The organism is Variovorax soli NBRC 106424, from assembly GCF_001591385.1.
Lineage (GTDB): Bacteria > Pseudomonadota > Gammaproteobacteria > Burkholderiales > Burkholderiaceae_C > Variovorax > Variovorax soli.
Window position 1 is genome coordinate 43,088 of sequence record NZ_BCUU01000027.1, and the last position, 12,217, is coordinate 55,304.

The window sequence follows — 12,217 nt, forward strand, 5'->3', positions numbered from 1 at the left end:
CTCAGGCTCCCCCTTGGGCGCGGTCATCATCGAAGCGCATCGAGAAGTCGATGGCCTTCACGTCCTTGGTGAGCGCACCGATCGAGATGCGGTCCACGCCGGTTTCGGCCAGCTGGCGCACCGAGTCGAGCGTGACGCCGCCCGAGATCTCGAGCACCGCACGCCCGTCGCCGGCCGCATCGTTGATGCGCACCGCCTCGCGCAGCGTGGGCAGGTCCATGTTGTCCAGCAGCACCATGCGGGCGCCGTGGGCCAGCGCTTCTTCCAGTTGCGCCAGCGTCTCGACCTCGATCTCGACGAAGCGGGCCTCGCCGCCGGCGCGGCTGGCGGCCGCCAGGGCCTGCGCAATGCCGCCGGCTGCCGCGATGTGGTTCTCCTTGATCAGGATGGCGTCGTACAGGCCGATGCGGTGGTTGGTGCCGCCGCCGGTGCGCACCGCGTACTTCTGTGCCAGGCGCAGGCCCGGCAGCGTCTTGCGCGTGTCGACGATGTGCGCGCGCGTGCCTTTCACGGCCTCCACATACGCGGCCGTGCGCGTGGCCACCGCGCTGAGCAGTTGCAAGAAGTTGAGCGCGGTGCGCTCGCCCGTGAGCAGGGCCTGGGCCTGGCCCTGCAGCTCCAGCACCACGTCGCCCGCCTTGCAGCGCTCGCCTTCGCCGCGCAGCCAGCGGATGCTCGCCTTCGGGTCGAGCCGGCCGATGACAGCCTCCACCCAGGGTGTGCCGCACAGCGTGGCGTCTTCTCGCAGCAGCACCCGGGCACGGGCCCTGGCATCGGCCGGCACCAGCGCCGCGGTGAGGTCACCGCTGCCGGTGTCTTCGTGCAGTGCGCGCAGCGCGTCTTGCCGGGCGAGGTCGGGAATGCTGATCGAGGGGAAGGTGGAGGAAGGGGAAGAGGCGGGAAGGCTGGACATCGAAGCGGGGCGGGAGCCGGAACGCCGCACGCGCCCTGGCTGGCACGTGGGCAAAAAAAATTTCGCGGACTCTAGTCGCTCAGCCGTGCCGGCACAAAGACCGATTTGTTATGTGCGTTATGCCCAAAACCGAGAAACCGATTTCTTCTGCCGCGCAACTGTCTTCCTGTCGCGAACAGCCTGCAGATGGCCCGAATGCAGGCGCGCGCCGAAGCAAACTATTTCGAAATCGCGCGGCGGGCCTGCTGTGCGCGGGCGCACTCGCCCATCACGATCAGTCGACTTTCGCGCCCGAATCGCGCACCAGCTTGCCCCAGCGCGGAATGTCGTCGCGCACGAGCTTGCCGAACTGCTCGGGCGTGGCGGTGGCAACGTCCGCGCCCTGGTCGCCCAGCTTCTTGTCGAGTTCGGGATCCTTCAGCGCCTTGTTGAAGTCGGCATTGAGCCTGGCCACGATGTCCTTGGGCAGGTTCGCAGGCCCGAAGATGCCGAACCAGGTGATGGACTCGAAATTCTTGTAGCCGGATTCGGAAACGGTCGGCACGTCCTTGAGGTCGTCCACCCGCTGCAGCGAGGTGACCGCGATCGGGCGCATCTTGCCGGACTTGATGTGGCCCAAAAGCGTGGGAACCGTCGACAGGTACAGCTGCACCTGGCCGCTCACGACATCCGTCGCGCCCTGCGCGGCGCCCTTGTAGGGAATGTGGGTGAGCGTGATGCCGGCGGCGCGCTGGAAGGACTCGGCCGCCAGGTGCGAGACCGTTCCGTTGCCCGAAGTCGCGTAGTTGATGCTGCCCGGCTTCTCCTTGGCCGCCTTCACCACGTCGGCCAGCGTCTTGTAGGGCGAGCCCGCGCCGGTGACGATCACCAGCGGCGAGGTGGCCACCAGCGCCACCGGCGTGAGGTCCTTCACCGGGTCGTAGGGCAGCTTGGCATACAGCGTGGCATTGATGGCCACGTTGCTGGTCTGGCCCATGACCAGCGTGTAGCCGTCGGCCGGCGCCTTGGCCACCGCGTCGACGCCGAGGTTGCCGCCCGAGCCCGGCTTGTTCTCCACGACGAAGGTGTAGCCCGAGCCGGCGAGCTTGTTGGCGACTTCGCGCGTGATCATGTCCGTGCCCCCGCCAGCGGGAAAGGGAACGATCAGGCGGATGGGCTTGGCGGGCCAGCCCTGCGCATGGGCGGTGGCGACGCTGAGCAGGGAGGCGCTGGCCAAGGCCAGCATGGCGCGACGGGAAAGCTGCATTTCGGTATGTCTCCTGGATTGGATGTCTGGCGCACCTTTTCGTGCCCATGGAACAGGACTGTAGAGAGCAGTTGCAATGCGTACAATGGCGTTGCGTACCGTGAAAAGGGGTGCAAGATGCGCAACAACAGCAGAAGCAACAAAGAAGACGCTTCCGTCGACGCGGGCGGCAGCAGCGGCGGCGTGATCGCCGTCACGCGCGCGCTCTCGCTGATGGAGGCCTTCGAGGTCGGCGAGTCGTCGCTTTCGCTGGCCGAGCTCAGCCGCCGCGCTGGCATGCACAAGACCACGGTGCTGCGCCTGGCCCGCACGCTGGCTTTGTCGAACTACATGGTGCAGATGGAAGACGGCCAATGGCGCCTGGGCCCCGCGGCCGGCTGGCTGGGCGCGCGCTACCAGGCGGGCTTCGACGTCAACAACGTGGTGGAGCCGGCGCTGCACGAACTCGTCAGGCAGAGCGGCGAGAGCGCGTCCTTCTATGTTCGCGAGGGCGACATCCGCTCCTGCGTGGCGCGGGTGGAGGGGCCGCATTCGGTGCGGCACAACGTGCGCATCGGCGAGCGGCTGCCGCTGGACCGCGGCGCACCGGGCCGCGTGATCCTGGCCTTCAGCGGCGCCAAGGGCGAACTCTACGAAGGCATCCGCTCACGGGGCTTTCACATCTCGATGGGCGAGCGCGAGGCCGAGGTCTCCAGCGTGGCGGCACCGGTGTTCCGCACCAACTGGAGCCTGCTCGGTTCGATGTGCATCTCGGGCCCCAGCTCCAGGCTCACCAAGGCCAAGCTGGAGAAGCTGGCGAAGACCGTGGTGCAGGCGGCCAACCAGCTGTCGTATGCGCTGGCCGGTGGACGCACCGCCGCCACGCCGGCGGTCGTCTCGCGTTGGCACCCCTGACCAAAGGGCCGCGTGCTCAGCGGCGCGCGAGCGGCAATCCGGGCGCGTCCATCTGCAGGCGCAGCACGTGGCCGTGGGTGGAGTCGGTCACGTAGAGCGTGCTGCGCTGCGGCCCGCCGAAGGCCAGGTTGGTGGTGGATGCGCCTGCGGGCCCGCGCAGCACCTCCACCGGCTCGGCGCGCGAATTGAGCACCCACACATAACCCAGGCCCGGGTTGGCCACCAGCAGGCGGCCTTGCGCATCAACCGCCAGGCCGTCCGGCCCGCTGGGTCCGTAGGACGTGAAGAACTGGCTCACCTTCGCCACGCTGCCGTCGGCGAGCAGCGGCACCCGCCACACGCAGTTGCCGCGCGTCACCGCCAGGTACAGCAGCTTGCCGTCGGGCGAGAGCGCCACGCCGTTGGGGCTGGGGATGTTGTCCAGCAGCAGGTCCAGCCTGCCGCCCGGGGCCAGGCGGTAGAGCCGCCCGGTGGGGTCGTGCAGCCCGGTCTGTCCCTGGTCGGTGAAGTAGAGGTTGCCGGCCGCATCGAACACCAGGTCGTTCACGCCCTTGAAGCGCTCGCTGTTGCGCCGTGCGAGAAACGGCGCCACGCGGCCGGTGGCGACGTCCAGCTGAATCAGGCCGTTCTTGTAGTCGGTGATGAGCAGCGTGCCCGCATCCATGAACTTCATGCCGTTGGGCTCGCCGTCGTATTCGGCGACCAGCGTCCAGGCCCCTTGCGCATCGATGCGGAAGATGCGGCCCCACGGGATGTCGCTGACGTAGAGGTTGCCCGCATCGTCGAACACCGGCCCTTCCAGGAAGGAGTCGGTCACCGCGCCGCCGCGGTTGGCATCGGCCCAGGCGCTGCGCTCGGGGCGGCGCAGCGCATCGGGCATGGCACTGAAGAGTTCGAGTTCGCGCACCCGGGGTGGCTGCAGGAGGAACATGGTGATCGGGCGGATGGGTCGGCGCAGCTTATTCGCGAAGGGCCGGCTGCACCAGCGGGAATCAGTCGGCCTTGATGTCGCCCTTGCGCACCACCTCGCCCCACTTGGCTTCTTCCTTCTTCAGGAAGGCGGCGAATTCGGCCGGCGTGGAGCCCACCGGCTGCGCGCCCAGGTCCTTCAGGCGCTGCTGCACCTCGTCTTCCTTGAGCGCATCGACCACAGCGCGCTGCAGCTTGTCGGCAATGTCCTTGGGCGTCTTCGCGGGCAGCAGCATGCCGTTCCATTCGAATGCCTCGTAGCCGGGCGCCACGGTTTCGGCCACGGTGGGCACGTCGGGCAGCCGCGGCGAGCGCTGCGGCGACGACACGGCCAGCGCACGCAGCTTGCCCGAGCTGATCAACGGATAGGTGGCCGCCACGGTGCCGAACATGAAGTCGACCTGGCCGCCCATGACGTCGGAGATGGCCGGGCCACCGCTCTTGTAGGGCACGTGCACCATGTCCAGCTGCAGGCGCTGGCGCAGCAGCTCGGCGGCCAGGCGCTGCACGGTGCCGCTGCCACCCGAGGCGAAGTTGATCTTGCCCGGCTGCGCCTTGGCCTTGGCCACCAGGTCGTTGATTGTCTTGAAGGGCGAGTCGGCCTTCACGATCAGCGCATTGGGCGCGAGCAGCACCAGCGACAGCGGCTGCAGCGCATCGGCCGCATAGGGCAGCTTGGGAAAGAGGTGCGGGTTGATGGAATACGGCGTGGCGTCGTACAGCACGGTGTAGCCGTCGGGCGCGGCCTTGGCCACGTAGGCCGCGCCGATGGTGCCGCTGGCGCCCGCCTTGTTGTCCACGATGACGCTGGTGCCCAGCCTGGTGCCCATGCGCGAAGCGACCATGCGCGCCACCGCATCCGCGGCGCCGCCGGGCGCGTAGGGCACGACGATGGTGATGGGCCGCTCCGGAAAGGCGGCGGCATGCGCGGCGGCGGCCACGGTGAATGCGCAGGCGGCCAGGGCCAGGCGCCGTGTGATCTTCGCAATAGGCATTTGGGTTTGTCTCCAGGGGTCTCTCGAACGTTCTTCTGTCGGGCTCAGCGCGCTTGCTGCGCGCTGGTGTCGGCGGCCCGGCGCTGCAGCACCGCCAGCAGGTTTCTGGCAGCGGCCACGCCCATGTTCACGTAGGCATCGCCGGTCACGCCGCCGATGTGCGGGCTCAGCACGATGCGCGGCTCGCTCTGGAACGGGTGGCCGGCGCTCATGGGCTCCACCGCGAAGCTGTCCAGGCCGGCGCTGCGCACCTGCCCCGATTGGATGGCCGCGAGCAAGGCCCCTTCGTCGATCAGGCCACCGCGCGCGGTGTTCACGACGATCACACCCTTCTTGCAGCGCGCCAGCGTCCCTGCATCGAGCAGGTTGCGGTTCTCCGCGGTCAGCGGGCAGTGCAGCGAGATGACGTCCGACGCGCGCCAGATGTCTTCCAGCGCTGCCGGCTGGATCCAGCGCGGCAGGTCCTTGGCGAAGGGGTCGAAGCCCAGCACCTGCATGCCCATGGCGTCGGCCATGCGGGCAAAGCGCTGGCCGATGGCGCCCAGGCCCACCAGGCCCACGGTGCGGCCATGCAGCTCCAGGCTCTTGTGCGTGGCCTTGTCCCAGTGGCCGGCCCGCATGCGCGCATCCAGCGTCACCACCGACTTGGCGCAGGCCAGCATCAGTGCCAGCGCCTGCTCGGCGACCGCGGCGGCATTGGCGCCGGCGGCGGCCACCACCTCGATGCCGCGCGCCTGGGCGGCCGCCTTGTCGATGGTGTCGGTGCCGCTGCCGTGCTTGGAGATCACCTTCAGCGAGGGGGCCGCGTCGATCATGGCCGCGTCCACCTTGCCGTAGCGCACGATGATGGCCACCGGGTCATGGGTACGGCACAGGGCGAGGAGTTCGTCCTGCGTGGGCGTCTTGCCGGCGTAGACCATCTCGAAGCCCTCGAGCAGCGCCAGGGCCTGCGGCGCCAGGTCGGCGCCGGTGACGAGGATGGCGCTCACAGCGACTCGCCTTCCTTCAAGAGGCCGGCCGCGCGCAGTGCCGCAGGCAGCCACTTCGATGCGGTGTCGCCGCGCGAGATGGCGTCCAGCCGCGCGGCCTCGTCGGCCACCTTCTTGTCGGCCAGCGCCAGCATGGCAGACGCCTTGGCGCGCTCGATGACGACCACGCCGTCCGCATCGCCCACCACCAGGTCGCCCGGGTTCACCATCGCGCCGCCGGCAGACACCGGGTGGTTGATGCGGCCGGGCACGAACTTGGTCGGGCCGGCCGGGTTGAAGCCGGCGCTGAAGACCGGAAAGCCCAGCTCCAGCAGCTCGAGCCGGTCGCGCACCGCGCCGTCGATGACCACACCGGCCAGGCCCTGCTTCTTGCAGGCGCTGAGCATCAGCGTGCCCATGAGCGCCGCGTTCAGGTCGCCCTTGCCGTCGATCACCAGCACATCGCCGGGGCGGGCCAGCGCAATGGCGGCATGGATCATCAGGTTGTCGCCGGGGCGCACCTCGACCGTGAAGGCCGGGCCGGCCACGGCCATGCCGTGGTGGACCGGCGCAATGCGGCCGTGCATGGTGCCGCGCCGACCGGCGACGTCGGCCAGGATCGCGGCCTGGTAGGTACGCGCCTTGGCGACCACGTCGGCGGACACGCGTTCGATGTCGCGAACGATCTCGGGTAGTTGGCTCATGGTGAACGGGCTCTCTCGGGGGGTGTGGGGTTGAACAGTCCTCGCCGGGTGCGGCGGCTTGGGGTGGACTGTAGGAGAGCGTTGCATTGCTCACAATGCGGGTGCGTAGCGTGAAACGCATGATGCCAGGCGAAATGCGCCCGCCCCACACCCCCTGAATGAGGGGCTGCGCAATCCGGCGCTTTTGGATTTACTCGCGTGCTTTCAATCAGTAACAAATCCCATGATTCAATTCACGAAGCACAAATGGAGCCTTGCCGCCGCACTGATGTTGTCCCTGGCCGCATGCGGGGGCGGCGGCGGGGGTGGTGATGACTCGGGTTTCGCATCGCCTGCAGGTTCGGCGACGGGCGGCAGCCAGAGCAGTTCCGGCAGCAGCAGTGGCGGCACCTCGGGCGAAAGCACGGCGCTTGAAGACACCGTGTGGGTCAGGTTGCCCGGGCCGAGCGGTGACCGCACCGAGATCGCGATCGGCGGCATCAAGAACGAGCCGGCCAACCGGGTCTACATGTGCGAGAAGAAGGGCTCGACGGCCGCTGGCTTCTACAAGGGCATCATTTCCAGCGACAACGTGGTGAAGTGGGACGCCGAACACGGCCTTCCCAACACCTATTTCTCGCTCTCGAACGGCAAGCTCGTCTTCGATTACCGGATCAACGGCTCGCTGCCGACCGAGTACGAAAAGGGCAGCTGGTCCGGCGAGTGCGGGCCGCTGGAGAACGTCCCGCCCACCAAGCTGACGGTGGTCGTGCCCACCGGACTCGCGGGGATCCAGGGCGTCACCATCGACGGGAAATCGGTGCCGCTGATCCGGGCCGGTACAGCGAGCAACGACTGCTCGAATCCGAGCGTGACCTTCACGCTGCCCCGCCCTGCGCAGACGAACTCCAACGGCGGCTACTACATGGTCCGGGTGACCGACCGGACGCAAAGCGTCGACGCCGGCGGCGCCTACAAGACCACGACGTACGAATCGGCCTTCTATACCCACTACTTCACGGCCGGCGCATGCAATACCTACAAGGTCGAGTGGGGCAACATGGGGTACACCCTGGCGCCGATGTGACCGCGGCCTACCTCGACTTCTTAACCCCCACCTTCGGCTTCGCTGTATTCGCTCATGCCACCTCCCCCTTGGCGCGTTGATCTTGCAGCCACCGCCGGCCCGCAGCGGTCAAGCGGTAGCGCTGCTTGCTGCTGCGGGGCTTGTCGGGCAAGGTCATTTCGATGACTCCGCCATCGAGGGCAGGCCGAAGGTAGGCGGCGCGGAAGTGGTCCTCATGCTTGAGCCGCAGTGCCTCTTGCATTTCCTGGCGGGACATCTCGCCCACCATGGCTTCCAGCAGACGTCCGACTTCCCCAGTGACTTCCCCGGTGACTTCCCCGGCGACTTCCCCGGTGACTTCCCCGGTGACTTCATCGGCGGGGAGATCCGGCACTTGCGCCAGCGGATGTGCCGGCAGCCGGATCACGTAGGCGGCGCGATCGTCATCAGTCTCGAATAGCGGCGGGGGCGAGCCATTGGCGGCCATGGCCTTGAGGATCTTCGGCACACCCGTGGAGCGGCCTTCGGTCAAGTCCAGCTCCTTGAGGAACTCGCCAATGCGGCGGTTTCGGTAACGCCGGCTCACCGCCCGGCCGGCTGCAAAGTCGGCCATCCGAATCGAACGATCGGGCCCCGGAAAACTCAGTATTGCCAGCTCATCCCGGCTGATGCGCACCTCGATGGGCTCGCGCTCTTCATACGAACGGTGGTAGACGGCGTTGACCAGCGCCTCTTCCACTGCCGCATAGGGGTAGTTCCACACCCGCGTAGCCTCGGCCCGATCCGGGTGCTTGGCCACAGTCTCGATCAGGTAGTTGCGCTGAATGAAGCTCAGGGCATCGCGCGTCATTCGCGCAAGCGGCCCCTTGAAAATCTTCTCGTCGAAGCGGTCGCCGCCCGCCCCTTCGGGAAACCACACCACGTCGATCTGGGTGTAGGGAAAGAAGCGTTCCGGCGCCTCGTTGAAGAACAGCAATCCCACATTCTTGGGCCAGGGCGACTCCTGCGGACCGCCCACCAGGTTCATTTGCCGACCCAGCTCTTCAATCGACATCGCCGCGCCATCTTCCGCCAGCCCACTACCCACCTCGCGCAGGTAGTCCAGCATCAACGGCGTGGACAAGTCGCTCACCCGTGCATGCTGGTTGTAACGGTCGTCCCAAGGAACCTGTGCCGTCAGGCTCAGCAGCTCCAGCTCCGCCTCGCCCTTGGCCTCCACCGTGCTGGTGTAGCGACGGATGTAGTAGTGCCAGGTCTTGTGCTTGGCGGTGACCGACGCGGGCGCCTTGTAGGGGCGATGCATGCCGCCGGGTGCCTGCAGCACGATGACCTTCCGGCCTTCGACCTCATGGATGCTCAGGGCCGGAAAATACGGCGGCTGAATCGACTGACAAGCCGCCAGCAGCTCGCGCTGAATCTTGTCGAGCTGGTTCTCGGCCAGACCTGCCGGAGGAAAAATGGGCCGGCCGTTGTCGTCGCAGTCTTGCCCGATCACTACATAGCCGCCACCCAGGTTCTCGAAGTCGTTGGCGAAGGCGCACAAGGTTCGAATGATCGGGTCAGGATTCCAGCCGGCCTTGTATTCGATGCGCTCACCCTCCACCGTGCGCTGGCGCAGCAGGTCGTCGAGGTGGAAGGGCAGCTTGTCAGGCATCGGCTGCTTCCGGCTCGTTGACCTCCTTGTACTCGCTGGCATCCAAGTTGCCGCGCAAGTCATCGCCAGCGGTGAGTCGCAGGCTTTCGAGACGTGAAAGGGTGAGTTTGGCGGGCGCGGGCATCGAATGATGGGTTTCTCGGGTCTTGTGCGGGTTTGCCTGCGCACAGGCGCGCGCGGACAAACCGGAGCCCGCAATTGCAACACATTTGCTGCCCGAAACGTGGCGTCGACGATCACGCCGACGCTGCCTCGAAATGGCCTACCTCGACTTCTTCACCCCCACCGTGTAAGTCCCTGTCGCCTGCGCATTCTTGTGCCGCACGCTGAGCCAGTACGACCCCGGCTGCAGCTTGCGCACGATGCGCGCGTTCAGCCCCTGCCCGCGGTCGTCGTCCCAGGCCAGCACGGCGCCCGAGTCGTTGGGGCCGTGCAGCGTCAGCACGGTGTCGCTCGGGCCTTCGGTGGTCATGATGTGCGTGGCCGCGGCCGGCACGTCGAAGTGGTAGGTGTCCACCTCGCCCGCGGTCGCCAGGTCGGCGCTGGTGCGCGGGCCGCCCACCGCGAGCTCCACGGTGCCCGCCGATGCCATGGGGTACTGCTTGCGCATGAACTCGATGTCGGCCGGCGAGAAGTCGGTGTTCCAGCCCACGGCGTACGAGCCCACCGTGAGCGAATCCGGAATGGCGTATTCCATGATCGACGCCGGATCGAAGGCGGTGTGGTTGGTGCTGTCTTCCGTGTAGACCTGGAAGATGTTGAAGTCCACGTCTTCGCGCGTCCAGCCCTGCTGCGCATAGTGGGCATAGACCTTCTCCTTGTCCCACGGGATCTGGCCCTGCGCGGCCGGGTTCTGGTGCTCGTGGATCATGCCCAGCGCATGGCCGAATTCGTGGCGCACCACGCGCTGGTATTCGCGCAGCGACGTCGAAGGCTCCAGCCAGCCGTAGTTCATGGTGGCCTCGGTGGCCGCCACGGTGAGCGCATCGGTGCCCACCGTCGACCACGAGAAGCCCTTTTCCGCGAAGCTGATGCGGATCTCGGCCGCGCCGGTGGTCACGAACTTCAGCTTCAGGTTGGCGATGGCCTCCCATTCCCTGGCAATGGCCTGCACCTTGGCCTGCACCTCGGGCAGGCCGTCGATGAACTTCACGCGCAGCGTGCGGCCGTTGTCCCACAGCTTCATGCGCTCGACCGCGGCACGCACCGGGCCGCCGCCGCCGCGCGCCAGCGGCAGGATGCGGATGTTGTCCACCCGCTCGTCGGTGGCGGCCTGGTCGCTCGAGCGCGTGGAGGCCGCGGGCGGATGCGCAGCATGCGGAGGCGGGTACGGGGAGCAGATCTTCCTGGTCGTGGGCATGGCGGCCTGCCTTTTCCTGTTGCAACGGCTTCAGATCAGAACTGGGTGACGTGCATGGAGCGCACCGCCACCTCGTGCCGCGTCAGCGCCATCTCCTGCAGCGTGAGCGGTGCGAGCGCGATGTTGCCGCCGGCGCGAACCACCGCCACCAGCAGGATCACGCGGTTGTGCTCCAGGGTGCTGGTGTCCAGGTCGAAGGTGACGACGCTCGCGCGCGTGTTGTCGAGCGTGCCGGTGGGCGACTGGCGGCGCGTGGCATCGGTGGTGCCCACGAAGCTCCAGCCCGGACCCAGCGGCTGCGCGGTGGTACCGGCGGCGGAGTTCAGCACCTCGTTCACGGCGGCGGTCCATGGCACCGGGTCGGTGAACCAGGTGCTGGTCTTGTTGATCCTGGCGCGGTTGCTGGGCTTGGGGTCGAGCCACTGCAGCAGGGTCACGCGCACGTCGGCGCCGTTTCTCGGCGTGCCGCGGTGGTGCACCACGATGTCGACCTTCAGCGGGCCGCGCCGCAGGCCGAACGAGGTGCGGCCCGCGTCGCCCTCCGGAATCTCCGGCGTCAGCTCGTACAGGTCGGCCTCGGTGGGCGTGCCGGTGCCCCAGGGCTCGCGCGTGGAATGCGGGGCCTGCATGTGCTGGTCCCAGAAGGCGGCGTTGATGCGCGCCACGTTCAATGCCGGCATCGGATTCGGCGGCCCCTTGGCCGGCACGGCCAGCGTTGGCGCACCATGGTCGCGCAGCACCTCGCTGAAGTACACGTCCCAGATGCCGTTGGCCACGATGCGCGGGTCGCCGGTGCTGGAGCGCATCGCCGCCTGGAAGCGCCGCAACTGCTCCTTGGTGCCGCGGAAGGGCGTGCGCCGCCACGGCAGGGTGGATGGCGCAGCGAGTGCTGCCGGCGCCTTGCGCGGGCGTATGTCCGGGCTGCCGTGCCAGGAGCGGTCGGTGACGAGGTCGCGCTTCTTCAGCACGCGCCTGGGGCCGGTGGGCGGCTGCGGGGTCTCCAGCGCAGGCGCGGCGTAGCGCAGGTCGTCCTGGTGGATGCGCAGGTAGGTCCGGTCGGCCACCGTGGGCTGATCGAGCCGCAGTTCCCACACGCCGCGGGCCGCGATGGCCGCACGCAGCAGCGTCACGCCGTTGAAGCTGTGAAACGCCAGGTCTTCGACCGCGGCTTCGGGCAGGCCGTTGACACGCTGCGTCCAGGCCCAGGTCGGCGCATCGGCGCCATGGTCGGTGCGCACGCCCTGCCACACGCCCACCGTGGTGCCCGCCCACACCTCCATCGGAAATTCCGGGCGGCAGGCAATGGCCAGCACCGGCGCGGGCACCGCGGCATGCAGGCCGGTGGGGTACCACTTGTCGGTGCCGTCGAACCAGAACAGCGTGTCGGTGTTGGGCATCGTCTGGTGGCCGATGGTGCCCACGTACAGCGCGCCCAGCGTGCCGCGCTGCGCCGGCGGCTGGCCCGCGGC

The 12,217-nt window shown here is 67.9% G+C and carries 12 protein-coding genes; 2 read left to right on the top strand and 10 right to left on the bottom strand.

The features are described from left to right. Window position 1: 1 nt before the first annotated feature. Window positions 2-913, bottom strand: coding sequence for a carboxylating nicotinate-nucleotide diphosphorylase (gene nadC, locus VSO01S_RS10590; protein ID WP_068642096.1), 912 nt, complete (start codon window positions 911-913; stop codon window positions 2-4). Window positions 914-1,187: 274 nt separating this feature from the next. Further along, a complete protein-coding gene (locus VSO01S_RS10595; protein ID WP_068642098.1) occupies window positions 1,188-2,159 on the bottom strand; it encodes a Bug family tripartite tricarboxylate transporter substrate binding protein in 972 nt (323 codons plus the stop codon). A 117-nt stretch (window positions 2,160-2,276) separates the two neighbouring features. On the opposite strand from VSO01S_RS10595, the gene VSO01S_RS10600 reads away from it, so the two are divergent. Then, entirely contained in the window at window positions 2,277-3,053 is a 777-nt protein-coding gene (locus VSO01S_RS10600) for an IclR family transcriptional regulator (RefSeq protein ID WP_068642100.1), read from the top strand. A gap of 16 nt (window positions 3,054-3,069) precedes the next feature. On the opposite strand, the gene VSO01S_RS10605 is transcribed toward VSO01S_RS10600, so the two are convergent. The 4 genes from VSO01S_RS10605 to VSO01S_RS10620 all read right to left on the bottom strand — a co-directional run bounded on the left by VSO01S_RS10605 (window position 3,070) and on the right by VSO01S_RS10620 (window position 6,689). Continuing rightward, a complete protein-coding gene (locus VSO01S_RS10605; protein ID WP_068642102.1) occupies window positions 3,070-3,984 on the bottom strand; it encodes an SMP-30/gluconolactonase/LRE family protein in 915 nt (304 codons plus the stop codon). Window positions 3,985-4,045: 61 nt separating this feature from the next. After that, window positions 4,046-5,017, bottom strand: a complete 972-nt coding sequence (locus VSO01S_RS10610) for a tripartite tricarboxylate transporter substrate binding protein (RefSeq protein ID WP_068642103.1) — start codon at window positions 5,015-5,017, stop codon at window positions 4,046-4,048. A gap of 44 nt (window positions 5,018-5,061) precedes the next feature. Then, the gene (locus VSO01S_RS10615; RefSeq protein ID WP_068642105.1) at window positions 5,062-6,006 is read right to left on the bottom strand and encodes a hydroxyacid dehydrogenase; all 945 of its coding nucleotides are present in this window, start codon (window positions 6,004-6,006) and stop codon (window positions 5,062-5,064) included. Beyond that, window positions 6,003-6,689, bottom strand: coding sequence for an RraA family protein (locus tag VSO01S_RS10620; protein WP_068642107.1), 687 nt, complete (start codon window positions 6,687-6,689; stop codon window positions 6,003-6,005). Before VSO01S_RS10620 ends, VSO01S_RS10615 begins: the two co-directional genes overlap by 4 nt. Before the next feature lie 223 nt (window positions 6,690-6,912). On the opposite strand from VSO01S_RS10620, the gene VSO01S_RS10625 reads away from it, so the two are divergent. After that, window positions 6,913-7,755, top strand: coding sequence for a hypothetical protein (locus VSO01S_RS10625; protein ID WP_068642109.1), 843 nt, complete (start codon window positions 6,913-6,915; stop codon window positions 7,753-7,755). Window positions 7,756-7,807: 52 nt separating this feature from the next. On the opposite strand, the gene VSO01S_RS10630 is transcribed toward VSO01S_RS10625, so the two are convergent. The 4 genes from VSO01S_RS10630 to VSO01S_RS27530 all read right to left on the bottom strand — a co-directional run. Beyond that, on the bottom strand, window positions 7,808-9,388 hold the full coding sequence (locus VSO01S_RS10630) for an RNA/DNA-binding domain-containing protein (protein WP_068642111.1): 1,581 nt from the start codon (window positions 9,386-9,388) through the stop codon (window positions 7,808-7,810). Continuing rightward, window positions 9,381-9,512, bottom strand: a complete 132-nt coding sequence (locus VSO01S_RS28160; protein WP_281179831.1) for a hypothetical protein — start codon at window positions 9,510-9,512, stop codon at window positions 9,381-9,383. Before VSO01S_RS28160 ends, VSO01S_RS10630 begins: the two co-directional genes overlap by 8 nt. Before the next feature lie 138 nt (window positions 9,513-9,650). Further along, window positions 9,651-10,748 carry a M12 family metallopeptidase gene (locus VSO01S_RS10635; protein WP_068642113.1) on the bottom strand — a complete coding sequence of 366 codons (1,098 nt, stop codon included), beginning with the start codon at window positions 10,746-10,748 and terminating at the stop codon, window positions 9,651-9,653. 35 nt (window positions 10,749-10,783) lie between these two features. Continuing rightward, a partial coding sequence (locus VSO01S_RS27530) for a hypothetical protein (RefSeq protein WP_161944435.1) occupies window positions 10,784-12,217 on the bottom strand: 1,434 nt, incomplete at its 5' end.

Coding starts and splice junctions, on each gene's coding strand:
- VSO01S_RS10605 (WP_068642102.1), bottom strand. CDS start 3,984: ATGTTCCTCCTGCAGCCACCCCGGGTGCGCGAACTCGAACTCTTCAGT.
- VSO01S_RS28160 (WP_281179831.1), bottom strand. CDS start 9,512: ATGCCCGCGCCCGCCAAACTCACCCTTTCACGTCTCGAAAGCCTGCGA.
- VSO01S_RS10635 (WP_068642113.1), bottom strand. CDS start 10,748: ATGCCCACGACCAGGAAGATCTGCTCCCCGTACCCGCCTCCGCATGCT.
- VSO01S_RS10595 (WP_068642098.1), bottom strand. CDS start 2,159: ATGCAGCTTTCCCGTCGCGCCATGCTGGCCTTGGCCAGCGCCTCCCTG.
- VSO01S_RS10620 (WP_068642107.1), bottom strand. CDS start 6,689: ATGAGCCAACTACCCGAGATCGTTCGCGACATCGAACGCGTGTCCGCC.
- VSO01S_RS10625 (WP_068642109.1), top strand. CDS start 6,913: ATGATTCAATTCACGAAGCACAAATGGAGCCTTGCCGCCGCACTGATG.
- VSO01S_RS10600 (WP_068642100.1), top strand. CDS start 2,277: ATGCGCAACAACAGCAGAAGCAACAAAGAAGACGCTTCCGTCGACGCG.
- nadC (WP_068642096.1), bottom strand. CDS start 913: ATGTCCAGCCTTCCCGCCTCTTCCCCTTCCTCCACCTTCCCCTCGATC.
- VSO01S_RS10630 (WP_068642111.1), bottom strand. CDS start 9,388: ATGCCTGACAAGCTGCCCTTCCACCTCGACGACCTGCTGCGCCAGCGC.
- VSO01S_RS10610 (WP_068642103.1), bottom strand. CDS start 5,017: ATGCCTATTGCGAAGATCACACGGCGCCTGGCCCTGGCCGCCTGCGCA.